The organism is Pedobacter nototheniae (assembly GCF_032678625.1).
Taxonomy (GTDB): Bacteria; Bacteroidota; Bacteroidia; order Sphingobacteriales; family Sphingobacteriaceae; genus Pedobacter; species Pedobacter nototheniae_A.
Window position 1 is genome coordinate 1 of record NZ_JAVTSO010000005.1, and the last position, 24,215, is coordinate 24,215.

Genomic DNA, 24,215 nt, shown 5'->3' on the forward strand with positions numbered 1-24,215 from the left:
TTGCCAGAAATTCCATCTCTACACCCGGCCGTTGCAAGCTAAACCTGACCCTCACGAAAACCCTTTTTGGCTGGCGTAACAACTATCCTGTTAAAGATCAATAACCAAAAAGATTGCAGGAAAGGGCAGGGCTACAGCAGCCATGAAACACCAACACGCGTTTCCTTATTAAAATAGAACATTACGAGAAGTTTAAATCAAATAAAATCAAGACTATTAAACTTCTTATTTAGAATATCGGCATTATTAACGTCCAGCCATTTATCTAAAATGGTTCCATACACCTGCCTGAAATCCAACTGATATTTTAAATCTCCAGTATCTAAATCAGCTAAATTTGGGGCTGAATTATAAATTCCTTGTTTTTTTAAACGTCCTCCAAAAACAAACATGTTATTCGCGGTTCCATGATCGGTACCATTGCTCGCATTTTGCTCTACGCGCCTGCCAAATTCAGAAAAGGTGATAACCAAAGTATCATCCAGCTTATTATTGCTCTTTAAATCTTTTAAAAAGGCGGCCATACCTTCGCTATATTGCTTAAGCAGATTGCCCTGTTGCTGGTTTTGATTTACGTGCGTGTCGAATCCGCTTAATGAAACATAGTAAACCCTGGTTTTTAAGCCGGATGATATAAACTTTGAAACGGTTTTAAGCTGATTGGCAAAGCCCGATGTTGGATAAGTATATTTAGACTGGTAAACCTTTGACGTATTTTGAATGTAGCTGGCAGAGGATGAAGTTTCTATCATGGTTTTATACAGGTAACCTAAATTATCCTCATCCAGGTGCTCCTTATCATTTTGCAACATATTTTTAAAGAAAGGATCGTTTGTGTTTCTGAATAGCGCCGCCGGATCTTTTAAAGCAATTCCTTTTTTTGTCTGCCCTTTTAATGCAAGAGATAAAGAATCGTCGACTTCTATAGCGGTATATGGAAATTTACAAGTTTGGCAGTTGCTGTCAAGGTAGCGACCAATCCATCCGGTAGATAAAAATTGATTACTATCGCTTCCGGTTTGCCAAATATCCATTGATCTAAAGTGCGACCGATCTGGATTTGGATAGCCTACGTCGTTTAAAACGGTCATCCAGCCCTGGTCGTAAATTTCCTGTAATGCTGCCATGTTAGGATTTAGGCCTTGCATATCGTTTAACTTGATTACGTCTTCTGGCTTAATGGCAATGCCTTTACGTTTTTGATAATAAATGTCGTTTCCAAAAGGGATAACCGTATTCAAACCATCATTGCCGCCTGATAACTGTACAACAACTAAATTCTTATACAAGCTTAATTCGTCTAAAGCCATAGCTTCAAATGGTTTCATAAAAGCAGGAACAAATAGAGAGCCTGCAGCAACGAAACCTGTATTTCTTAAAAAATTTCTTCTGTTCATCTTTTTAATGATTAATCATGCTGAAGGTTAGCCTTAGCAAAGTTGATATTCGGGCATGCTGGTTACTTCGATTGTTGTGCTTCTCAATCCTTTATTATCGGCTACCATAGTGGTAATTTTATCATTTAATTTTGGTTGCAATAGAAATTCAGCTAAATCTAAAGGCTTAAAGTCATTTGGAAAGGTCTCTAAAAACTTGGGCCAGTCTGCTTTTGCATTTACATAAGATTTAACAACGTTTTGTTTTGTACTTCTGTTTAAAGCTATAATGGCTTCGTCTTCGGGATCAGCCTTACCGCTAAAATCAATCTCGCCATCATTAAGCACAAGCGATGGTATTCTCATGCGAAGCATTAGAGATGAGCTGTCTATCCAGCTTTGTCCGCCTGGCCAGCCGGCTACGTTGGGCGGATTAAAAAGATATTGTCCTAAACTGCTTTGTAATTGGATTAGAACCTGTGGTTTATTGTAGGTAACATAAAATTCGCGACTTAGACCAACTAAAAATTCTGCCGGCGATTTAATTTTAGTGCCTACGTTTTCAGGACTATAAAACCAATCTGAGGTAAACATCTTTCTCATCAGTTCCGCAATATCGTATTTGGAATTATAAAAATGATCAGCTAATTCTTTAACGTGGTTCTCATTAGGCGTATCGTTAACAAAAAACTTATAAATTTTTCTTGAAATAAATGTAGCCGTTTCTGGTTTTTCTAAAATCAGGTCAATAATGTTTTCTCCCTGAAAATTGCCTACTTTTCCAAAAAAGGTTTTTGTATTGGCATCATGTAAGTTTGGCCTGAAAATAAAAGTGCCATCTTTATCGTACATCCAGCCTGTAAAAGAGCGTGCTGATTCTTTTATATCCTCCTCGGTATAATTTCCTCTACCCAAGGTAAAAAGCTCCATAAGTTCGCGGGCAAAATTCTCATTCGGCTTTCCTTTTCTATTCTGCTGGTTATTGAGGTACTGCAACATAGCCGGCGACTTAGAAACTTCAACTAAAAGCGTTTTAAAGCTGCCTAAGCCATGATCTCTTTGTATGTTATTTAGTTGTTGCGCAAAAAACGGATTGTTGCTACGGCAGGCAAAATGCCCATGCCAAAAGAGTGTTATTTTTTCCCTTAACGGGTTGGCGGTATTAATCATCTGGTTAATCCAGGCGATATTGAGGTCTCGGCTTTTTTCATTTTGCAATCTTACAATTTCCTGTCGCTGCTTTTTTTCATCGTCTGTAAGATCTTTTTTTGCATACAAGCCTGCTTGTTCCAGCAGTTGCTTTTTGGATTCAATTGTATCGATTAAAGTGATGTCAATATTTTGCTTTGGTTCTTTAAGCAGGACATCAACCACTTTGTCGAGTTTTTTTTTACTCAATTTATGCAGATCGGGGTATGATATGCCGAAGCCGGCCCTGTTGTAAAGATGCTTAACTTTAAGGAAATTATCTTTCGAGTTCATATTGGGACATTTTACAGTATGACTTTAATTAAACGTTAGGGTTTAATCTTTGTTTTGTTTGTTATTTTCGCCTATGTTTTTTCAACTACTTGATGATGACCCTGGTTTTCCGGATCCGGCACTGGCAGAGGAAGATGGTTTACTTGCTGTTGGAGGCGATTTAAGCCTGGAAAGATTGCTAATAGCTTACTCAAACGGAATATTTCCATGGTTTAGTGAGGGTGAACCAATTTTATGGTATTCGCCACACCAACGGTGCGTAATTTATCCTGAACAGATAAAGATCAGCAAAAGTATGGGTAAAATTTTGAAGCTGGAAAGTTTTAAGGTAACGGTTAATACTGCATTTGAGGAGGTAATAAAAAATTGTGCAAATGCCATACGAAAAGATCAGGATGGAACCTGGATTACTGACGATATGCAGAAAGCTTATCTTAATTTACATCAAAATGGATATGCACACAGTATAGAGGTTTGGGAAAATGAAAGGTTGGTTGGGGGCTTATACGGAATAAAAATTAACCGCGTTTTTTGTGGCGAAAGTATGTTTAGTTTGGTCAGTAACGCATCTAAAACGGCACTTATTTATTTAAGTAAGCTAAATATTGATCTGATTGATTGCCAGTTGCCTAATGATCATTTAATGAGTATGGGTGCTGAAATGATCAGCAGGGAAAATTATATGGGTGTTTTGAAAGCCTGAGTCCCAGTGTAAAGTCGGGCTAAATATATTATTCTTTCAACCTTTCCTGTTCAAACAAATGTTCGATTCTTTTGTCGGGAATAAACCATATGCAGGCTACAACAAAATACATGAAAATACCAAGCCATGGGCTTATAAAGCTGAGGCCGATGCCTGCAAGATAAAAGAGCAAGGAAATTTTACCTTTAGCATCATTTCCAATGGCTTCTACAATAAGCGAGTTTTCCCCATTACCTTTAATAACCACCACTAAAATTGTATAGCCAATTGCAGCCAGAAAAAGTACAATTCCGTAAACAATTACAGGCCATAAAGCAAAATGGTTTTCGCCCATCCAGCCTGCTGCAACCGGAAATAAGGAAAGCCAAAAGAGAAAAAATAGATTGGCCCACAAAATTTTACCGTTAATTCTTTTTACGGCATGTAATAAATGATGGTGGTTGTTCCAGTATATTCCTACATAAATAAAACTTAATACATAACTGATAAATTTTGGAATGAGTGGCTTTAACGTTGCTAAATCCACACCTTCAGGAACCTTAATTTCGAGCACCATAATGGTAATGATAATAGCTATTACTCCATCACTAAAAGCTTCTAACCTTGCCTTATTCATTTCAATTTATTTTGATGTATTAACCGCTACAATATCTGCTAATTTCTCTATAAAACAAAACCCATAACGAATTGCGCGTTACGGGTTTTGATCTCTATTTGTTTTGTTGTTAAAGTTCTCTGATCCAGATATTTTTGAAGCTAATTGCAGGGCTTGGGTCTCCATGGTCTTGCAATTTAATAGATGCAGCGCCATGCTTTTTATATTCAGGTGCTCCAATCCATCTTGTTTCGCCTTTTAGTTCAAAATTATTTTGCAACAACACTCCGTTTAAAAAAACGGTTACGTAGGCCGGCGTTTTTACGCTGCCATCCTCATTAAAACGTGGTGCTTTCCAGATGACATCGTAATATTGCCATTCTCCCGGTTTTTTGTTTGCATTTGCTAAAGGAATACCTTGTTTGTATACACTTCCGGTTTGGCCGTTAACGTAGGTTTTGTTGTTATACGAATCCATAATCTGGATTTCATATCCATCATCTCCGGGGCCAGTTGAAGCTAAAAATAAACCACTGTTTCCTCTTGCCTGACTTGTGCCTGTAATATTAGTTGGTATTTTCCACTCCAGGTGAAGTTGGTAATCGGTAAATTTTTTATTGGTTTCTATATTTCCGGTTCCTTTTTTTACAGTAAAAAACCCATCATCAATAGTCCAAGCGGCAGGTTTTGAAGGGTCTTTAACAGAATGCCAGGCATCCAGATTTCGGCCATTAAATAAAATAATGGCATCGGATGGTGCATCCTGCGGAGTATTACCAGGTGTTACAATTTTAGGAACGGGTTCCCAAACTTCAGTTTTAGCGGCTTCAGTTGCGGGATCTACCTTTTTATCCTGCGCTAAGGCTTGCATAGCAAATAAAGTTGGGATAAATAATAATGCGTACTTACTCATAATTGTCGATTAACTTTTATAAAGTTAACCAGTTTATTAAGAAATGGAAATTTAGTATTCAATTTATTACGCCAATTCATCAACAACGTAAGTTTCTGTAACTAAAACTTCATCAGCAAAAATTTCTTCTTTCTCCGTAATCTCTTTTATAGGGCAATAACCAGTTATAGCCCTGTACAATAATCCGGTTCCGATTGCAACACTTGCCAAACCAATTATTGGATGAGAAAATACCGATGTTATTCCTTTAAATAAAAAATAACCGCCAGTTGCAGATGATAAAATCCTTTCTGATTTAGATACATTATTAAAAAAATCAGGATTTTTCCAGGCTTCTTTTACATTAGAAATAGCAGTGTTTATTTCTTGGTTTGTCATAATAGTAGATTTTTATTTAAACTATAACAAAACAGAAGCGATTGAGTTTTAAATGTTTATTGAATAGGTAAATTAATTTTTAGAAGCGCTGATTTCGAACCTGTTTTTTGCCGGTTTAATTCAGGATATCGCGAATATCTTCTTTGCTTAAAGATTTGAAGAAACTTTCTTCTGTTGTAATTAAAGAGCTTGCCAACGATTTTTTACGATTTTGTAAAGCCAGAATTTTTTCCTCAACGGTATCCTTCGCAATAAATTTATAAATGAACACCTTTTTATCTTGTCCGATGCGATGTGTACGGTCAATAGCCTGTTGTTCTACAGCCGGGTTCCACCAAGGATCAAGAATAAAAACATAGTCAGCCTGTGTTAAGTTTAAACCTACACCTCCAGCTTTTATCGAAATCAGGAAAACTTTAAGTTCTGTATTTTGCTGAAACTCGGAAACGATTTCACCACGATTTCTTGTTGCACCATCTAAATAAGCAAAAGGAATATGCTCTGCTTCAAAGTGTTTTTTAAAAATATCGAGGTGTTTTACAAATTGCGAAAACACCAGTACCTTATGCCCGCCTTTAAGCACATTATCCAGTGTATGGATTACATTTTCAAATTTTCCCGAATCCGAAATGTATGTGCCATCAATCATAACCGGATGATTAGCCAGCTGGCGTAAGGCCGTTAAGCCTTGCAGTAGTTGCACTTGCTTTTGGGCAAAAGTACCATCATCCATGCTCTGTAAAAGATCATTGCGGTAGGCAGACTTTGTTTTTTCGTAATAAGCAGCCTGGTCTTCGCTCATGTCGCAATAAATAACCTGCTCGGTTTTAGGGGGCAACTCGGCTGCAACCTGCTCTTTTGTTCTTCGTAAAACAAAAGGTTTTATAATGGATTGAAGTTTTCTGGCTTTATCTTCATCTTTCCTTTTTTCAATGGCCTGTACATATTCTTCATTAAAGAAGGCTTGTGTACCCAATAAACCCGGGTTTAAAAAAGTAAGCTGCGACCATAAATCGCCAACTGAATTTTCTACCGGCGTACCACTTAAAATTAATTTATGTTTTGATTTTAAGCTTCTTACTGCTTTAAAAGATTTTGAAGACGGGTTTTTTATGTTCTGACTTTCATCAAGAATGATGTAATTAAAATAAAAATTCTTTAATTCTTCCACATCAACCCGGGTTACACCATAAGTGGTAATTACTATATCATAATTGGCAAAATTTGCCACATCTTTATTTCGGTTAGTGCCTGTATGCGCTAATATTTTAAGTTTAGGCGTAAATTTTTTAGCCTCTGTTAACCAGTTGTAGATTAAAGAAGTAGGCATAATGATTAAAGAGGTTGTTTGGACTTTCAGTAACTGATCGTCTTCTTTAACCTTTTGCAGCATGGCAAGTGTTTGTATGGTTTTACCCAAACCCATATCATCTGCCAAACAGCCTCCAAAATTATATTCACGTAAAAAACTAAACCAATTATAACCAGCCTTTTGATAGTCGCGCAAACTACCTTTAAAATGAACAGGCATCAGGGTATCTTCAATATTCTCAAAATCAGACAGGCGTTGCAGTTTTCTTTCAAGCGTAACATTCGCTAAACTGTCTTCTGCCAGGTCGTTAATCAGTCCTATATGGTGTTTCTTTAATTTTAATGTTTTGCCCGCTTCGGCCAAGCTAAATAAACTGCCATATTGCGCAAACCATTTATCAGGAATAATTGCTACTTCTCCGTCAGGCAGTAAAAATTCTCGTTTTTTATGTAGAATGTGTTGTTTTAAGGAAAGAAAAGGAATTTGATATTTTCCAAACCATACCGTGGCATAGATATCAAACCAATCATTCCCTTCTTTAACTTCCAGATCGATTTTATTGGCTCCAAAAACAAATCGCTTTTGCCCGGTGGCTTGTTCTATTTCAAAACCAGCGGCTTCCAAAATTTCTATATGTTCGTTTACCCAGTTAATTGCACCATAACTTGGATTTTCTTCTTCTTCGGCTACTTCGAGGTTACTAAATAAAGCACTCGTTTTTTTTAGGCCAAGGGAAAGCAACAGGTTAAATTGTTTTTTTTCCCAGTCAGCAGACCTTTTAATCCGGTGGAAGATGTAATTATCTGGTGTTTTTTCTAAACGAACGGTAACACGATGGGCATTTTCGACCGGAAAAATATATTCTCCATATTTAAAGTATAGTTGTAATTGAGATAGACCGCCATCTACATATAAAACCTTTATTACCGGAGTGGCTTCAAATTGTTCTGTTCTGATTTCAAACCCTTCTGCGTAAACATGGTGTTTTTCAATCAGTGGGGCCACAAATTTTTCAAAGTAAGTAGCTTCAGTAGCTTTTGGAATTGCAATGTAACGTTTAGCTAAAAAAGGCTGTAATTTTTTACCTTCAATATCCTGATCGAAAAAATATAGAACGTCGTTTAATAATAGCCAGGCAGGTTTATTGCTGATAATCTGCGCATCTTTGAACATAAATTCAATGCGCAGGTTTTGATATTTTATAGTTGGAAAGTAGCGGGTTTCGGTTTCGTTTCTTCTAAAGTGAAAAAGAATAGATGCCGGTTCAGCAGCCAGTTCAATTTTACGTTCAACCGGCCAGCCATCCTTATCCATTACATATAATTCGTTTTTAACCTTTAACAGTTCCAGTGCTTCAGCAAGTTTCTTCTCAATTTTTGGCCTTACGCTATCGTAAAATTTAGCGTCAAAAATCTTTGTGAAAAACTCGGTTGGGCGGATTAATTTTTTGTAATATTTCTTAATCAGGGAGTCCTGTTCAATATCATCTAAAATCCGAATCAGTTTTAAATCTATATCTGTTAAACATGCTTTAAACTCCTGGGCGGTATGTGTAAATATACGTTGGTACGTAAAGGAAAAATCACCCTGTGGATTTAACTGAACTACGTGAGGCTCAATTAAATAGCCGAGATACTCATGTTTGCACAATGAGTAAACAACTTTACAGGCTTTTGAACTATCGACGCGTAACATTAATGGGATTAAAAATTTTTAGAAGTTATACTTCTAAAAAACTTTAAACTTACAAAATAATCGGGCTTTTTAGAATTGGAATACGGTTTTTTTTGAAATAATATTCTTTTTTTGAGTACGGCCCATATTTTCAGCCTGGTAAGTATTGAAATAAAAAATTTTTAATTAACGGCAACTTGTTATCTTAGCAATGAATTAATGGCTGCTGACCAAAAAATCGGCTAAATGGCCAGGTCAAATAATACCGCTCTCATAAATGAAATTTTTCTCTGCGATAATTTTGTTTTTAGGTCTTAACACATTTTGTTACGGCCAGGAAACACCACGTACAACACAATATATTTTCAATAATTATTTACTAAACCCTGCATTATCGGGTATAGACAACTATATAGATTTAAAATTGGGTTACCGGAAACAATGGTCGGGTTTAGAAGGTGCGCCCACTACACAATATGTTTCTATGCACACAGCACTGGGTGATGATTTTGTAAGAAGCTCAGTTAATTCATTTTCAGGCTCAAATGAAAATCCATTAAGCAGAAGTTATGTAAACAGCTATTCAGCCGCCGAACCTCACCATGGTGTTGGACTAATTGCCATGACAGATAAGGCCGGTTTAGTGAGGCAAACCAATGTTAATCTCTCTTATGCCTATCATTTAGGTTTAACCAACGAAATTAATTTATCATTAGGGGTTTCGGCTGGTTTTAATTCCTTAAGTATTGATGCTTTAGGCATTAAGGCCGATGAGATTTCAGATCCTTTATTTTCGGCAGATTATAATAACAGAATCAGGCCCGATTTAGGCGCTGGTGTTTGGTTATATAGCCCACGGTTTTTTGTGGGTGCTTCGGCTAAACAATTAATGGGTTCGAGAAGTAAAATTGAAAACAATGAGGTCAAAACTTTAGCCTATCAAAGTACTGCCTTTTATGCAACGGGTGGGTATAAAATTTTTCTGGACGAGGATATTGCCATGATTCCATCTGCTTTGATTAGTTACTGGGCCAATTCTCCGGCTGCATTTGATGCGAATTTAAAACTGGCTTACCAGGATAAGTTTTGGTTGGGTGGTAGCTTTAGAAATAATGATTCATTTTCTCTTTTGGCTGGTTTTAACATCGCTTCTTTAGTCAACCTGAGTTATTCTTACGATATAAACACCAGTAAATTACGATCTGTAAATAATGGAACACACGAAATCGTTTTGGGTATTTTATTAAATAACCGTTACGAAGTGAGGTGTCCTTCCAGACAGTTTTAACGTAAAAGGGTGAGGCTTCCACCCAATGGCTTACACTCTGACCGCAGATCAATTACGTAATAATAAACACCTGCAGGGAGTTCTTCGCCTCTAAAACGTCCATCGAAAGGTTTCGTATAATTGCCTATTGATTCGTATATCAACTGTCCACCGCGGGTATAAATTTTAATGCTGTTCCCTTTATAATCGGGTAAGCCTCTAACCACCCAATAATCATTCAATCCATCTCCGTTTGGAGTCATGATATTGGTAATTTCCAAATTGTCAAAGGTAACTTCAACATGTACTTTTATAAATTCGCTGGTACAGGAACCGAGTTTTCTTCTGATGTAATAATCGGCGGTTTTGCTAACTTTAAAGTTAAACACGCCTTTATTACTTTCGTACAAAGGTGCTATATCTGTTGGGGTTTCAAATAATTGATAGGTGCCTTCTTCCGGTGCAACAATTGGTATGGTAATGTCGGATACATAACAAACCCGAATATCATTGGCGATTGGTGTGGCCAGTTTAAAAGGTTTATCAACAACGGTATACTCTTCACTTATCGCTACGCCACAATCTGTTTTATCCGTTACTTTTAATCTATAAACACCGGCTCCTACATTAATTAAGTCTTGAGTAGACTGAACGGTTTCACCAGCTTCATTTAACCATTTAAAATCGTAAGGCGGAATGCCACCGTTTACGGTTACCCCTTTAATAGAGCCTCGCTGAAGTGTACAGCCATCATCAACTGAAGTGCCTGTTTTAGCAACGATGCTAAGTTTAGGGGTAACATTTATAGTATATGGACCGAAAACAGTTTCACAGTTGTTTACATCATAGGCAAACATCCTATAATTACCTGCCGGAATGTTTTTAAGTTGGATATTTGTTGTGGTTCTGGTACTACCTGGAACGATATTTCCGGATTCATCTCTCCATTCGAACCTTGTAGGCAAAACAGAGGTAAAGTTTATTAAAATACTGCCATTAATCAGCTCGCAGGTGGTGTTGTTAGGTGTTGCGGTATAGGCATATACTGTTTTTGGTGTGGCTAAAACTACAAAGGATTTACTTATGGGAGCGCAAGCTGATAAGCTGTTGGTTGCCTGTAAACGATAAGAACCTGGCGCAAGGTTGGTTATGCGCAAGGATGTTCCACTTGAATAGCTGCCTTTTTTTAAACTTGCACCGCTTGGACCAAACCATTCGTAAGTATCCGCATTTGCGATCGAGATAAAATCTAAAACACCATTAGTATTATCGCAGGTTGTAGGGGTGTTTAACCCTGCATCACTAATGGCGATGTTGTTAATAATGCCAACATAAAAAGGCTGAGAAGTGGTAGGCGAGCATTGCCCTTGATCAGAAACATAAAGGGTATAACTTCCCGTTTCCACATCTACTAAATCCAGATTTTCGGAAATACTCGTTGTACCCGGGATACCAGTTATTGGATCATTTTTTACCCATTTATAAGTAACCGTACCGGTAACATCGGTAATCCTTATGCCTTTTACAGCACCATTTTTTTCTCCGCAAGTTGCCGAAATGGGTGATGTTGTGCTGGTAATTATAGGTTTTGGTTTTCTTTTAATTTCAACCGGATCCGAATCAAGCGTACAGCCCGCCTCATCCTTAACCCGAACCAGATAATTACCTTCAGGTAGGTTGGTTGGATTGACGTTGCTTACCACGGCATTGGTTACAGTATTAATCCACGAATAGGAGATCACACCCTTGCCTCTTAAAACCTCGGCACTAAATGGAAAAGAAGTTTGGCCACAAGCTGGAGTAGGTGCGTTAATCGTCGGTTTTGTTAGCTTCTGATCCTTAATTATAAAAACGCTTGAAAAAGGTTTGCAGCCATCGTCAACAATTACTTCGTAGGTACCTACATCCAGTCCGGTGATGCTTTGTGTATTGCCTTTGGGTACGCGACTGCCGTCAGTTTCTATTTTAAACCAGCTGAATGTAAAGCCTTCGCGTGGTTCAGGAATAGTAATAGAGCCGTTGGCATTACAGGTAACGGGTTCAACTATGGCCTCATTTGGTAATAATTCTGCTGTTGAAAAAGGCGAAGTCGTTGCAATCAATAAACTGGCCGTAGCTGTTACATTTCCAGCCACAGCACCATTGTATTCCCATCTGCCATCGCTTCCAGCCTGTACGGTGGCAATGTATGTTTTGCCTTCACAGAGGTCTCCGCATTTTTGAGAAAAAAACAATTCTACTTCCGAATTTGGTGTTGCACGCCCAGCCACGTAGTTAGCCCTCTTTTTTAAAATTTGGATGTAGGGTTGCAATATGCTCAGGGTTTTACCAATTCCAAATTTACTGTTGCAGAACATACTATTACGGGTAATTTTCACCGGTCTGCCCGAGACCGTTTCTATCCCATAATTGTTATTGGCAATAATATTGGTCTCTGCTGGTGTTGCCCCTCCAATGGTTCCGCCTCCATTGGTTTCAATCTTAATTCCAATGCCGTTACCCATGGCTATATTGCCGTTGGCACTGGCTCCAACAGCATTTCCGGTTAAAATAAAATCTGCATTTGCTATGGAAATTCCTACAGTACGGTTTCCGCCAACAACATTATTTCTAATGTAAAGAGCTGAATTTGCTGCATCAACTTTAATTCCCGAAATCTCTAAAGAAGATGAAGAAAGGAAAATTGGTAGTTCATGAAAATCTTTATCGCCGGTATAATCAACGCCAATTTTATTGTTAATAATGTTAATATCAAAGCGGGTTGTAGAAGAATAATATCTTTTAATATCTACATTAATTTTGTTTGCAGCAATCACATTACCTTCTCCGGCATTATCTCCACCCAAATCAAGAGCACAATCGTATAAACTTGCCGATACGCCTGTAACATTGGTATTTGCTGTAATTCCATCATAAATTACACCAATGAGGTTGGATTGTATTTTAATTTTTGCAGCTGTATTATTGGTGTAATAGTAAGAATTCTGGACCAGAATTCCATTTATGTTGCCTCCAATAACATTCCCTTTACCCAGTTTTCCAATGGTAATGTCGCTTGCCCGGTAATCAATTACAATACCTGATCCCTGGGAGGTATTTACATTTTGAAGATTGGTAATGGAAGCAAAATTTCGAATGTATAAACCGTAAATTTCTACTCCGGAGGTTTGGATCGAGGTAGCCGAATACTGGCCGATCACCAGACCTGAAAAGGTTGAATTTATATATTCAGGTTCTAAAATAACTTTGGCACCCGAAACGCCCAGTGCCGGCCAGGCAGCTTGCGATGAACCATCAATAACCACATTTGAAGTTACAATAGGTAAAGCGCTTCTAAGCCGGATGGTTCTGTTGGCATGATCAGCTGGATTGCCTGGCAGCTGAAAATTAATAATAAAAGGAGTGGTTCTGGTGCTTACAGAAGCTTGTGTTAAGCCTTCTCTTAAGGTTCCGGGACCACTATCTGCATTACTGGTTACAATGTAAGTTTGAGCGTATAAGGTGTTGAAGCATAGTAATGCTGCAAAGAGCAATAAATATTTTGAGATGCGCATATTTGAAATTGATAGAGCCAAAATACAAATAAACTATTTAGTGACCAGTAGTTTAAGCGAAAAACATTTTTGGCTGGTTGTTGAAGACTTTCCCAAAGAAGTGTACTTAGAAATTTAATATGGTAATTAAAGTAACCTATAGGAGATTGGGTAGCTGATTAAAGGATTGGCTATTGTTAAATAGCATCACTATATGAGCGATATTGTGGTTATTATTCATTTTATTAATTATTATTATGAATATTATTCATTTTTATTAATACATTGCAGAATGATTTTAGGAAACGAATTTTCTTTAGATAAGGTCGATTTACAGATATTATCAGTTTTACAGGATAATGCACGGATTTCGAATGCTGATTTGGCACGTGAGCTTGGAATGGCGCCATCGGGAATATTGGAGCGGGTAAAAAAGCTGGAACAGAAAAATGCAATCCAGCAATTTACTATCCGGATTAACCCTGCTGCCCTGGAGCAAAAATTATTGGCGTTTATTTTTATAAAAGTTAATGCGGGGCCTGGCGGCGATTTAAAAATCACGGCAGGTTTAACAGCAATCCCCGAGGTACAGGAAGTACATCATATCGCCGGAGACGATTGTTACCTGGTTAAAATCCGCACTTATGATTCAGCTTCACTTATGGAGATTATGCGTACTCATTTTAGTAAAATCCCAAATATGTTAAGCACCCGTACAACCATTGTTTTGGAAACGGTAAAAGAACAACAACAATTGGTTATCCCTGAAAAATAATTCGACCATGACAACTGCATCTCAAAAACCATCAACCTTAAAAGTTATAATTGCCTTTGCATTGGTTTATATTGTATGGGGCTCTACCTATTTCTTTATCCGCATTGCAGTGCTCAGCATTCCGCCATTTTTGCTTGGTGCTGTCCGTTTTACTACGGCCGGATTAATTATGCTGGCCTGGAGTTTAATTAAGGGAGAAAAAGTTTGGGTGGTTAAGGACATTAAACAATCGGGTATTAGCGGATTAATGATTCTTTTTGGCGCAAACGGAAGTTTAATCTGGGCAGAACAAATGGTTCCAAGTGCAGTAGCAGCAATTTTAGTATCGGCTGCCCCGGTGTGGTTTGTATTACTTGATGTTTCGCACTGGAAAATTAACTTTAAAAGTACCTCGACCATTTTAGGTTTAATTATAGGCTTTTTAGGTGTGTTGTTACTTTTTGGAGAACAGTTTTCTCACTCATTAAAAGGAGGAAGTACGGAAAACCTTCCTGCCATGGGTGTTGTTATTTTAGGCTCGGTAATGTGGGCCGGAGGTTCACTTTATTCTAAATATAAAGCCAGCGGAAATTCAGCAACGGTAAATACAACCTGGCAAATGTTAATCGCTGGTTTAGCATTTATCCCCGTAAGTTTAATCGCTAAAGAACCTGTAAATTTTGATGTTTCTTCTGTTCCGGCTGAAGCCTGGTATTCTTTGGTATATTTAATTATTTTCGGTTCTATTGTCGCTTTTAGTGCCTATGTATGGTTACTAAAGGTAAAAACGGCAACCCAGGTTAGCACTTATGCTTATGTAAATCCTGTTATTGCATTATTATTGGGCGTACTCATCGCAAATGAAGAGATTTCTTGGCTACAGGCCGGAGGTTTATTTGTAATCCTGGCAAGTGTTTTACTGATTAACTTTTCCAAATACCGTAAAGCTAAACAACCTGTAGTAGCCGTTAAATAAAACCCATTAGAAACCATAAAGGCATCCTGATTTTTTCAGAATGCCTTTATGGTTTAAGGTTGTTGTTGCTTATTTCCAGCCACCGCCTAATGCACGGTATAAATTTACGATGGATTGTAATTTCTGTAAGCGATCATTAATACTGCTTAACTGAGCAGTTAATAAACTTTGTTCAGAGGTTAAAACATCTGTATAATTTGTGGATGAACTGTAACGTAATAATTCTTTTGTAAAATCAACAGCTTTAGTTAAGGATGCAACCTGTTTTGTCCTGGTTGTTTCTTTCTCATCGGCAGTTTGATAAGCATACAACGCATTGGATACTTCCTGCCCACCGGTTAAAAGTGTTTGCTGGAAAGTATAAAAGGCTTGTTGTTGTTGTGCTTGTGCTGTTTTTAAACGAGCTTTATTTTGCCCTTTGGCAAAAATAGGTTGTGTTAAACCGCCTACCAGGTTGTAAAAAACAGAATTACTGAAGAAATCTTTTAGCTGCAAGCTTGATAAACCGCCGCTGGCTGTTAAAGTTAAAGCAGGATAAAAATAAGTTTTAGCAACGTTTGTATTTTCAAATGCAGCTCTGAAACCCAATTCAGCAGCAATTACATCCGGGCGATTTTGCAATAACTGCGCGGATACACCTGTTTGTAAGTTGGTAAAAGGCACTTGCTGATCTAATGAAGTACGATTGATACTTCCAGGGCCTCTTGCCAATAAAATGCTTAAGGCATTTTCAGTTTCTTTAATACTTCTTTTTAAATCCGGCAAAGTAACCTGTGCTGCATATAAATTAGCCTCACTTTGCACTACAGCAGCACCATTTACAATTGCGCCTTCTTTTAGCGCTTTCATGGTTTCTACATCTGTCTGTCTGATTTTAATCGTTTGCTCGGTAATAGCCAATTGTTTATCCAATGCCAGCAAGCTGTAATAGCTATTGGCAATGTTGGCAATTAATTGAGTTTGCACGGCTCTTTTAGCGGCATCACTTTGTAATAAAGAAGCATAAGCACCACGTTTAGCGCTACTTAGTTTGCCCCAAATATCAGCTTCCCAACTGGTACTAAGCTGTGCTTTGTAAGTTTGGGTTTCTAAATTAATATTTACACCTTCCGGAAAGTTTAGGGCTGCTTTTGATTGCTTGGCATCTGTTACCGATAAATCGCCCTGTAAACTTGGTAAAAGTGCAGCACGACTTTGTTGTAAAGTCGCTTCTGCAATTTTGATCCGTTCAATGGCTTGTTTAAGATCTAAATTTTCATTTATACCTTGTTGTATCAACGATTGGAGCGTAGTATCACTAAACAAACTTTTCCATTGCAAATCAGCAATAGTGGCTGTATCTGTTGTGTTTTGATCGCGAAAAAGGTTATTGCTTTTTACCTGAGGGCGATCGTATTTTTGAGTTACGCAAGCACTTAGGGTAAGTATCGTAAAACCGATTAAAAATGAATGCTTATATCTGAATGTCATGTTCTTTAAAAATTAATGTTGACGGTTAACCGCTAACTGATACTCTTCTGCTGTTTGTTCACGGTCTATACCTTCATCAAAAGGAGATTTGTTACTTACTTTTTCCTGTAAAGTTTGGAAGATGATAAACAAGGCCGGAATTACAAATACACCGAATATGGTACCAATTAACATCCCTCCAACGGCCCCGGTACCAATTGATTTATTTCCGGATGCTCCAACACCTGTTGATAGCATTAAAGGTAATAAACCTAAGATAAAGGCAAACGAAGTCATCAAAATCGGACGTAAACGAGCTGTTGCCCCATCAATGGCGGCATTCACAATGCTCATACCTTTTCGGCGCCTGTCTACCGCATATTCTACAATCAGAATGGCATTTTTGGCTAATAAACCTACAAGCATAATCAAGGTAATCTGCGTATAAATGTTGTTATCCACACCAAATATTTTATCAAATACGAATACACCTGCTAAACCAATTGGAAGAGAGAATAAAACGGCCAATGGTAAAATATAACTTTCGTATTGCGCACAAAGTAAAAAGTAAACAAAGATTACGCAAAGTAAAAAGATGAAAATGGTTTGGCTTCCGCTGCTCATTTCCTCACGTGATAAACCTGAGAATTCGTATCCATAACCTGTTGGCAAATGGATCGCCGCTTCTTCCTGTACAGCTTTTAACGCATCACCAGAACTAAAGCCTGCATTTGGGTTACCCGTTACGGCAATTGAAGTAAACAAGTTAAAACGCGAGATGGCTTGCGGACCATAAACCTTTTCTAAATTGATAAATTCAGAAATTGGCGCCATTGTTCCGCTGGCATTACGCACATAAATTCTGGTTAAACTTTGTTGGTTGGCACGATACTTCGCATCGGCTTGATACATTACCCTGAACTGTTTACCATATTTATTAAAGTTTGAAGCATAAACCCCACCATAATAACCTTGCAAAACACCTAAAACATCGCTTACCGTTAGACCTGCCTGTTTTACTTTAGCAACATTTACATCGATCTGGTATTGAGGGAAATTAGGGTTAAAAGATGTGGAGGCATATTGTATTTCAGGGCGCTTGCTTAATGCGGCTAAAAAGGCATTACCAACATCATTGAATTTTTTAATATCGCCACCGGTTTTATCCTGTAGCTGAAACTCGAAACCACCACTGGTACCAAAACCCTGGATGGTTGGCGGTGCAAAGAAAATAATTTTTGCGCCTTTAATGCCAGCTGTTTTGGCAAATAATTCGCCAATGATCGCTTTAACATCACGTTTACGTTCGTTCCATGGAGACAATCTGGCGATTACCATACCATAAGAACTACCCGATCCACTGATCATACTTCTACCCACAACCCTTAAAGAGTTTTTAATTTCCGGAATAGAGTGTGCAATACTGTCTATTTTTGCAATTACTATATTGGTTGCTTCCTGAGAAGTTGAAGCAGGCAATGAAATATCAGACATGATGGTACCCAAATCCTCATTTGGAACAAAACCTTTTGGTGTGGTGTTCATGGTCCAAACCAGTACTATGGTGAAGAACGCAATTCCTAAACCAACGATCCATTTTTTACGCGACAGGAAGCCTACCGACTTTTTATATTTACCCGTTACAGCATCGAATGAAGTATTAAACGCGGTATAAAAACGTTGCAGGAAATTTTTGGATATTTCGTGTTCTTCTTTATGTGGTTTTAAGAATAAAGCACATAAAGCCGGGCTTAATGTTAAGGCATTAATCGCCGATAAAATAATCGAAATGGCCAATGTTAAACCGAATTGTTTGTAGAATACTCCGGAAGAACCAGAGATAAAACTCACGGGAATGAATACTGCTGCCATAACCAAGGTAATGGAAATAATGGCACCACTAATGTCGTCCATGGCATCAATGGTTGCTTTTTTGGCATCCTTATAACCATGATCGAGTTTAGCATGAACCGCCTCGACGACCACGATGGCATCATCTACCACAATACCAATGGCAAGCACCAGGGCAAACAACGTTAATAAGTTAATGGTAAAACCAAATAAACTCAAAAAGAAGAAGGTACCTATAATGGCCACCGGTACACTGATTGCCGGAATCAATGTTGAACGGAAATCCTGCAGGAAAATAAACACAACCAGGAAAACCAGGATAAAAGCTTCAATTAAAGTATGGATTACTTTTTCGATAGATGCATCCAGGAAATCATTTACGTTAACCAAAGCGGTATAATGAACACCTTTTGGGAAAGTTTTAGAAGCATCATCTAAAGTTTTAATCGAGTTTTCGATTACTTCCTTTGCATTTGAACCTGCGGTTTGGTTAATGGCGATACCTAATGCTGGTTTACCGTTAAACATAACCGAACTGGCATAACTTTGTGCACCAAGCTCAATTCTGGCTACATCTTTCAAGCGAAGAACTTGTCCGTTTGCATCACTTCTGATGATGATGTTGCTAAATTCAGTTTCATCTTTTAAACGGCCTGTATATTTTAAAGTATATTGAAAAGCCTGTCCGCCTTGCTCTCCAAACTGACCTGGAGCAGCTTCAACGTTTTGTTCAGCTAAAGCTACACTCACATCATTTGGCACTAAACCATAAGTAGCCATTACATCAGGTTTTAACCAGATGCGCATGGTGTAATCTAATGTACCAAAAGCACTCGCATCACCTACACCATTAATACGTTTAATTTGAGGAATGATGTTAATGTTGGCATAATTCTGTAAAAACTTCTGATCGTAAGAAGGGTCATCACTGTAAATACCAAAAATAAGCACGTTACTGGCTTGTCTTTTAGCGGTAATTACCCCAGATTTTGTAACCTCTGCAGGAAGTAAACTTGTTGCCCTTGCTACCCTGTTTTGTACGTTTACAGCAGCCAAATCTGGGTTTGTGCCCAGTTTAAAGTTTACAGTAATGGTTGCGGTACCATCATTACTTGCGGTAGAAGTCATGTAAGTCATGTCTTCCACACCATTTATCTGCTCTTCAAGCGGAACAACAACGCTACTCATTACCACGTCTGCATTGGCGCCCTGGTACGACGTTGATACCTGAACGGTAGGTGGTGCAATTTCAGGATATTGCGAAACTGGCAGTGTAGCTAAACCTAACACACCGAGAATAACGATGATGATGGATATAACCGTTGATAAAACCGGTCTCTCTATAAATTTCTTAAACATATATGCTAATTTCGTCCGGCTAAGAAGTCGGTAAGTATTTAAATGTTATTTTTTTATTTCAGCGTAAACTGAATCGGCACTTTTTTCTTCTGGTTTAATTTTAGTTCCGTCTTTTAAAGATTGAAAACCTTCCAGTATCACTTTATCGCCAACTTTAAGGCCTTTGGTAACCACGTAGAAATTGCCTTTGGCTAAATTCATAATTTGAATCTCAGTGTTAACCACTTTAGCCGAATCGCCTAAAACGTATACAAACTTTTTACCCTGTAAATCAATGGTTGATTTTTGTGGAATCAAGATGGCGTTTTCTACATGGCGGGGAATTCTTACCGAAGCACTAGCGCCGCTTTTTAATAAAGAAACGGGATTTGGAAAAGTAGCTCTTAAGCTTGCTGATCCCGTGCTGGTATTAATCTGGCCATTAATAGATTCAATTCGGCCGTTTTCTGCATATATGGTTCCATCTGCAAGTACTAAGCTAACCGGCGGAATGTTTTTCATCTGCTGGGCAAGTGTTGCGCCTTTATAAACCTTAGAAAAATCTAATAAATCTTTCTCATTTAAAGCGAAATATGCATACACTTTAGAGGTGTTTGATACTGTAGTAAGTGGCTGTGTGCTGCTGCTGCTTACCAAACTTCCTGTTTTAAAAGGTAAACTTCCTACCACACCATCAACAGGACTGGTAATTGCAGTATACCCTAAATTTACTTTTGCATTAGCCAATGAAGCTTTTGCCTGCGCTAAGGCCGCTTTTTTGCTTTGTAAAGTTAGCTGAGCTGCATCAAGTTCATATTTACTGATGATATCTTTGTCTACAAGTGGTTTTGTTTTATTCACCTGTAATTGAGCAGCATTAACGTCGGCCTCGGCACTACTAATTGCAGCACTTGCTGTTCTTACTTCTTGTTCGTATTGCGGTGCGTTAATGGTAAAAAGTAACTGGCCTTTTTTAACCACAGCGCCCTCATCTACATAAATTTTTTCGATAAACCCATCTACTTTAGGACGGATATCTATATTTTGAATACCTTCTATGGTTGCGGGATAATCAGAATCAAGCGTTGTAGACTGTTCATTAACTGCAAATACTGGATAGGCTTGCGGACCAGCAGCGGCTGCGGCAGCCGCCTTTTTTGCCGCATCATTGTTTCCGCATGATGCTAAAAGCATACCAATGCTTATGCTAAAAAAGAGAGTTGTTACTTTTCTCATGGATATTTCTGTGTGTTTAAATTTTAATTTCCGGAAGTTAATTGCCAGTTCAAAAATGAGGTTTTGAATTTTCGCAATAACCGCCCAAAAATAAAGCCTGAAAAAATATAAATCTGTCGAAGTTCTGTCATTTAATCAATCGATTGATTTATTTTTTGATTAAAAACAGCTTTACTGCGCTTAAATATGCTGGTTTTTAGTGTTTTAATAAAGTTTATTTACCCGAGTTTTGTGTGTAAATAAATTGCGACAGATGTTAAAAGCTTGTTAAAAGGGCCTTTTGTAGCCATTAATGTCCTAATAATTGGATTTCGAATCGTAGCTTTTTACGTGTCTATTCAATGGTGTTATTAACATCGCCTTCAAAAACCAGTTTGGCAGGGCCGCACAAAAATACATTTGTAAAAGTTGTTCCATCGTAATCAAATTCTACCTTAATATCACCACCTAAAACTTTAACATCGGTTTTAATATGCCCGGTTTGATTTTTATGTTTTGCCATCGCCATTGCTACCGCTGTAACTCCGGTTCCGCAGGCATAAGTTTCATCTTCAACGCCACGTTCGTAGGTGCGCACAAACAAATAATCGGTCATGTCCTCAACAAAGTTTACATTAATTCCTTCGGCTTTGTAAGTATCATTGTAGCGGATGTTTTTCCCTGCGTGGAAAACATCTATGTCCTTTAAGTTTTTCTGTAGGGCAACGTAGTGCGGCGAACCTGTATTCAGCACAAAAGCATCACCATCTTTATTCATGGTATTTACATCAATCATTTGCAAGTCGACCCATTCTCCATTTTCTGAAATTCTGGCATGATGTGGTCCGTCAACAGCCAGAAAGTCAGTCTCTTTGTCGATGATACCCAGGTGTTTGGCAAAAGCAACAATGCATCTTCCACCGTTACCACACATGCTGCCCGGTTTGCCGTCGGCATTAAAATAAAGCATTTCAAAATCGTAATCTTTATGGTTCTGCAAAAACATTAATCCATCAGCTCCAATACCAAATCTACGGTGGCAAAGCTGTGCAACAAGGTCGTAATCGATGTTTTTAACAGGATTTGCCCTGTGATCGATTAAAATAAAATCGTTACCTGCACCTTGATATTTATAAAAATTAATTTTCATGAAACCTTCATTTTTAAATGTAATATTTGAATTGCAAAAAGCATCTTTGTTAACCTCGTTTTTTGATTTAACATTTTTTAACAAAGAACTCGCGCTTTTCGTACACAAATATCGTTTATATGGTATTAAATTTGAATAAACTTACGAAAGAAAAATTTTAAGCAGATAATAATTGCCTGAGCATCCCTGCTTAAATAAAGATTAGTTTGATGCTCTTGCGACCATACTAAATAAAAATTTTTGACACATGAAAAAAATATTAGGAATCACAGTTTTAGCTGCATTTATAGGTGGTGCAGCTGCAATAGGTGGTTACAAGCTCTTTGAGCGTAACCAGGCGGGCAGTACAATTTCTGAAAAACAACAATTATACTTTGCCAATAATCCACTTAAAGTCTCCTCATCAGGTGAGGTTGATTTCATACAGGCATCTGCCGCGGTTGCACCGGGTGTAGTGCATATAAAAACAACTTATGCCGCAAGTGGCAAAGGAAAATCACAATCTTCTCCGTTTGATATGTTTGATGATTTCTTTGGCGGTGGTGGTCGTCAAATGCAACGTCAGCCTTCAGCAGCATCGGGTTCTGGTGTAATTATTAGTCAGGATGGTTATATTATTACCAATAACCACGTAGTAGAAAATGCTGAAAAAGTTGAAGTGGTATTAACCGACAGACGTAAAGTTGAAGCGAAAGTTATCGGGCGTGATCCAAACACCGATTTAGCATTAATTAAAGTTAGTGCAACGGGTTTACCGGTTGTAAAAATGGGTAACTCAGACAATGTTCAGGTTGGAGAATGGGTTTTGGCAGTAGGTTTTCCTTTAGATTTAAATACCACCGTTACTGCGGGTATTGTAAGTGCAAAAAACCGCAGCATCGGCATTATCGGCCGCGAACAACAAGGCAACGAAATTACTGAAGAAGAATACAGAGAATATCAGCGTACGGGTAAAAGACCCGATCGCCCGGCAAATACCAGTATAGAATCGTTTATTCAAACAGATGCTGCGATTAACCCAGGAAACAGCGGTGGTGCATTGGTAAACGCAAATGGTGAATTAATTGGTATTAACTCGGCAATAGCTTCTCAAAGTGGTTACAACCAGGGTTATGGATTTGCCATTCCAATTAACCTGGCCAGAAAAGTTGTAGACGATTTTATGAAATATGGCTCTGTAAAAAGAGGTTATATTGGGGTGAGTTTCGTGCCTTTAAGTGCTGATAATCCATCTGAAATTAAAACAAGTGAGATTAACGGTCTTTACGTAAATGACGTAGTTGCTGGTGGCGGTGCAGCAGCAGCAGGAATTAAATCAGGTGATATTATTAAAAAAGTAGATGGCAATGTGATCTATGATTCTCCTGATTTACAGGAAAAAATCGGAAGATTAAATCCTGGCGATAAAGTTAAATTATCTGTATTAAGAGATGGATCTTTAAAAGATTATACAGTAATCCTAAAGGGTGAGCCAAATGCAGGTGTTTTAGCCAGTAACGCTCCAAAAACGGTAGAAGTAAGTAAATTGGGCGCCAGCTTTGTTCCGGCAAGTCCAGCTCAAAAATCTAAATATGGCATTAGCAACGGTGTAGTGGTAACCTCTGTTACTACAGGTAAGGCCTTTGATAATATAGGCGTTGAAAAAGGCTTGATTATTACTAAAGTAAACGGTCAGCCGGTAAACAATGTTGCAGATGTTCAGAAGGCACTTCCTCAAACCAGAAACAATATGATTTACATGTCTGGTGTGAGCCCTGAAGGAACATTTAACTTCAGTTTTCCTGCACAGCAGCAATAACATAGAAATCAAAAAAATGCCTCCAATATTGGGGGCATTTTTTTTACCTTAAATTTTAATCCTGCTGAATTGGCTGGTGGTTTTTATGACAGGCATCTGCACATGTTTTACATGCTTTAGCGCAAGCCTGGCAATGTTCGTGATCATGTTTGCCGCATTCTTCCGCACATTGCCGGCAAATCTCTTCACACAATAATAAATATTGATGGGCGATGACCGAGTTTCTTTGCAATAAACGGGCGGCCTGCAGGCAAAGATCAGCACAATCGCGATCTAATTTTATACAGCCGGCCATCATTTTAACATCCTCTTCTTCAAGGCAGGAAGAGGCACAATATTCACATGCCAATGCACAATCCAATAAAGTTTGGATTAATGCCTGATTATTACGTTGTTCCATATCATTTTATTTAATTATAAATGTTTTGTTAATTAATTAACGCTACCCATT

General features: G+C 38.0%; 17 protein-coding genes. 5 read left to right on the forward strand and 12 right to left on the reverse strand.

Features of this window, described 5'->3' with window-relative positions; translation table 11 throughout:
- Positions 1–197 precede the first annotated feature (197 nt).
- On the reverse strand, positions 198–1,397 hold the full coding sequence (locus tag R2Q77_RS14865) for a DUF1501 domain-containing protein (protein ID WP_316804518.1): 1,200 nt from the start codon (positions 1,395–1,397) through the stop codon (positions 198–200).
- 33 nt (positions 1,398–1,430) lie between these two features.
- Entirely contained in the window at positions 1,431–2,858 is a 1,428-nt protein-coding gene (locus R2Q77_RS14870; protein ID WP_316804519.1) for a DUF1800 domain-containing protein, read from the reverse strand.
- A 73-nt stretch (positions 2,859–2,931) separates the two neighbouring features.
- Between R2Q77_RS14870 and aat the strand changes: the two genes are divergently transcribed.
- Positions 2,932–3,561, forward strand: coding sequence for a leucyl/phenylalanyl-tRNA--protein transferase (aat, locus tag R2Q77_RS14875; protein WP_316804520.1), 630 nt, complete (start codon positions 2,932–2,934; stop codon positions 3,559–3,561).
- Between the two features lie 28 nt (positions 3,562–3,589).
- Here the strand turns inward: aat and R2Q77_RS14880 are convergent, their stop codons facing one another.
- The 4 genes from R2Q77_RS14880 to R2Q77_RS14895 form a co-directional block, all read right to left on the reverse strand.
- Positions 3,590–4,177, reverse strand: a complete 588-nt coding sequence (locus R2Q77_RS14880) for a TMEM175 family protein (protein ID WP_316804521.1) — start codon at positions 4,175–4,177, stop codon at positions 3,590–3,592.
- A 109-nt stretch (positions 4,178–4,286) separates the two neighbouring features.
- A complete protein-coding gene (locus R2Q77_RS14885) occupies positions 4,287–5,069 on the reverse strand; it encodes a DUF1080 domain-containing protein (RefSeq protein WP_316804522.1) in 783 nt (260 codons plus the stop codon).
- Positions 5,070–5,135: 66 nt separating this feature from the next.
- Complete coding sequence (locus tag R2Q77_RS14890; protein WP_316804523.1) at positions 5,136–5,447, reverse strand: DUF2892 domain-containing protein; 312 nt, start codon at positions 5,445–5,447, stop codon at positions 5,136–5,138.
- A gap of 115 nt (positions 5,448–5,562) precedes the next feature.
- Complete coding sequence (locus R2Q77_RS14895; RefSeq protein WP_316804524.1) at positions 5,563–8,454, reverse strand: DEAD/DEAH box helicase; 2,892 nt, start codon at positions 8,452–8,454, stop codon at positions 5,563–5,565.
- Positions 8,455–8,710: 256 nt separating this feature from the next.
- Between R2Q77_RS14895 and R2Q77_RS14900 the strand changes: the two genes are divergently transcribed.
- The gene (locus R2Q77_RS14900; protein WP_316804525.1) at positions 8,711–9,721 is read left to right on the forward strand and encodes a type IX secretion system membrane protein PorP/SprF; all 1,011 of its coding nucleotides are present in this window, start codon (positions 8,711–8,713) and stop codon (positions 9,719–9,721) included.
- On the opposite strand, the gene R2Q77_RS14905 is transcribed toward R2Q77_RS14900, so the two are convergent.
- On the reverse strand, positions 9,718–13,254 hold the full coding sequence (locus R2Q77_RS14905; protein WP_316804526.1) for a gliding motility-associated C-terminal domain-containing protein: 3,537 nt from the start codon (positions 13,252–13,254) through the stop codon (positions 9,718–9,720). The two genes, R2Q77_RS14900 and R2Q77_RS14905, sit on opposite strands and share 4 nt — an antisense overlap.
- A 271-nt stretch (positions 13,255–13,525) precedes the next feature.
- Here R2Q77_RS14905 and R2Q77_RS14910 point away from each other — a divergent pair, with 271 nt between their 5' ends.
- A complete protein-coding gene (locus R2Q77_RS14910) occupies positions 13,526–14,008 on the forward strand; it encodes an Lrp/AsnC family transcriptional regulator (protein ID WP_316804527.1) in 483 nt (160 codons plus the stop codon).
- Positions 14,009–14,015: 7 nt separating this feature from the next.
- Positions 14,016–14,963 carry an EamA family transporter gene (locus R2Q77_RS14915; RefSeq protein ID WP_316804528.1) on the forward strand — a complete coding sequence of 316 codons (948 nt, stop codon included), beginning with the start codon at positions 14,016–14,018 and terminating at the stop codon, positions 14,961–14,963.
- 69 nt (positions 14,964–15,032) lie between these two features.
- Here R2Q77_RS14915 and R2Q77_RS14920 read toward each other — a convergent pair whose 3' ends face one another.
- The 4 genes from R2Q77_RS14920 to dapF form a co-directional block, all read right to left on the reverse strand.
- A complete protein-coding gene (locus tag R2Q77_RS14920; RefSeq protein ID WP_316804529.1) occupies positions 15,033–16,433 on the reverse strand; it encodes an efflux transporter outer membrane subunit in 1,401 nt (466 codons plus the stop codon).
- Positions 16,434–16,445: 12 nt separating this feature from the next.
- Positions 16,446–19,622: an efflux RND transporter permease subunit gene (locus tag R2Q77_RS14925; protein ID WP_316804530.1), complete on the reverse strand. Its 3,177-nt coding sequence runs from the start codon at positions 19,620–19,622 to the stop codon at positions 16,446–16,448.
- Positions 19,623–19,667: 45 nt separating this feature from the next.
- On the reverse strand, positions 19,668–20,837 hold the full coding sequence (locus R2Q77_RS14930; protein WP_316804531.1) for an efflux RND transporter periplasmic adaptor subunit: 1,170 nt from the start codon (positions 20,835–20,837) through the stop codon (positions 19,668–19,670).
- A gap of 334 nt (positions 20,838–21,171) precedes the next feature.
- Entirely contained in the window at positions 21,172–21,966 is a 795-nt protein-coding gene (gene dapF, locus R2Q77_RS14935) for a diaminopimelate epimerase (protein ID WP_316804532.1), read from the reverse strand.
- A gap of 247 nt (positions 21,967–22,213) precedes the next feature.
- Between dapF and R2Q77_RS14940 the strand changes: the two genes are divergently transcribed.
- Positions 22,214–23,764 (forward strand): trypsin-like peptidase domain-containing protein, encoded by a 1,551-nt coding sequence (locus R2Q77_RS14940; protein WP_316804533.1) that lies wholly within the window; start codon positions 22,214–22,216, stop codon positions 23,762–23,764.
- Between the two features lie 55 nt (positions 23,765–23,819).
- On the opposite strand, the gene R2Q77_RS14945 is transcribed toward R2Q77_RS14940, so the two are convergent.
- Complete coding sequence (locus tag R2Q77_RS14945; protein ID WP_316804534.1) at positions 23,820–24,164, reverse strand: four-helix bundle copper-binding protein; 345 nt, start codon at positions 24,162–24,164, stop codon at positions 23,820–23,822.
- Positions 24,165–24,215 lie beyond the last annotated feature (51 nt).

What these genes read in the sequence shown, in the direction of transcription:
- R2Q77_RS14865 (WP_316804518.1), bottom strand. Translation starts at nt 1,397, where the DNA reads ATGAACAGAAGAAATTTTTTAAGAAATACAGGTTTCGTTGCTGCAGGC.
- R2Q77_RS14870 (WP_316804519.1), bottom strand. Translation starts at nt 2,858, where the DNA reads ATGAACTCGAAAGATAATTTCCTTAAAGTTAAGCATCTTTACAACAGG.
- aat (WP_316804520.1), top strand. Translation starts at nt 2,932, where the DNA reads ATGTTTTTTCAACTACTTGATGATGACCCTGGTTTTCCGGATCCGGCA.
- R2Q77_RS14880 (WP_316804521.1), bottom strand. Translation starts at nt 4,177, where the DNA reads ATGAATAAGGCAAGGTTAGAAGCTTTTAGTGATGGAGTAATAGCTATT.
- R2Q77_RS14885 (WP_316804522.1), bottom strand. Translation starts at nt 5,069, where the DNA reads ATGAGTAAGTACGCATTATTATTTATCCCAACTTTATTTGCTATGCAA.
- R2Q77_RS14890 (WP_316804523.1), bottom strand. Translation starts at nt 5,447, where the DNA reads ATGACAAACCAAGAAATAAACACTGCTATTTCTAATGTAAAAGAAGCC.
- R2Q77_RS14895 (WP_316804524.1), bottom strand. Translation starts at nt 8,454, where the DNA reads ATGTTACGCGTCGATAGTTCAAAAGCCTGTAAAGTTGTTTACTCATTG.
- R2Q77_RS14900 (WP_316804525.1), top strand. Translation starts at nt 8,711, where the DNA reads ATGAAATTTTTCTCTGCGATAATTTTGTTTTTAGGTCTTAACACATTT.
- R2Q77_RS14905 (WP_316804526.1), bottom strand. Translation starts at nt 13,254, where the DNA reads ATGCGCATCTCAAAATATTTATTGCTCTTTGCAGCATTACTATGCTTC.
- R2Q77_RS14910 (WP_316804527.1), top strand. Translation starts at nt 13,526, where the DNA reads ATGATTTTAGGAAACGAATTTTCTTTAGATAAGGTCGATTTACAGATA.
- R2Q77_RS14915 (WP_316804528.1), top strand. Translation starts at nt 14,016, where the DNA reads ATGACAACTGCATCTCAAAAACCATCAACCTTAAAAGTTATAATTGCC.
- R2Q77_RS14920 (WP_316804529.1), bottom strand. Translation starts at nt 16,433, where the DNA reads ATGACATTCAGATATAAGCATTCATTTTTAATCGGTTTTACGATACTT.
- R2Q77_RS14925 (WP_316804530.1), bottom strand. Translation starts at nt 19,622, where the DNA reads ATGTTTAAGAAATTTATAGAGAGACCGGTTTTATCAACGGTTATATCC.
- R2Q77_RS14930 (WP_316804531.1), bottom strand. Translation starts at nt 20,837, where the DNA reads ATGAGAAAAGTAACAACTCTCTTTTTTAGCATAAGCATTGGTATGCTT.
- dapF (WP_316804532.1), bottom strand. Translation starts at nt 21,966, where the DNA reads ATGAAAATTAATTTTTATAAATATCAAGGTGCAGGTAACGATTTTATT.
- R2Q77_RS14940 (WP_316804533.1), top strand. Translation starts at nt 22,214, where the DNA reads ATGAAAAAAATATTAGGAATCACAGTTTTAGCTGCATTTATAGGTGGT.
- R2Q77_RS14945 (WP_316804534.1), bottom strand. Translation starts at nt 24,164, where the DNA reads ATGGAACAACGTAATAATCAGGCATTAATCCAAACTTTATTGGATTGT.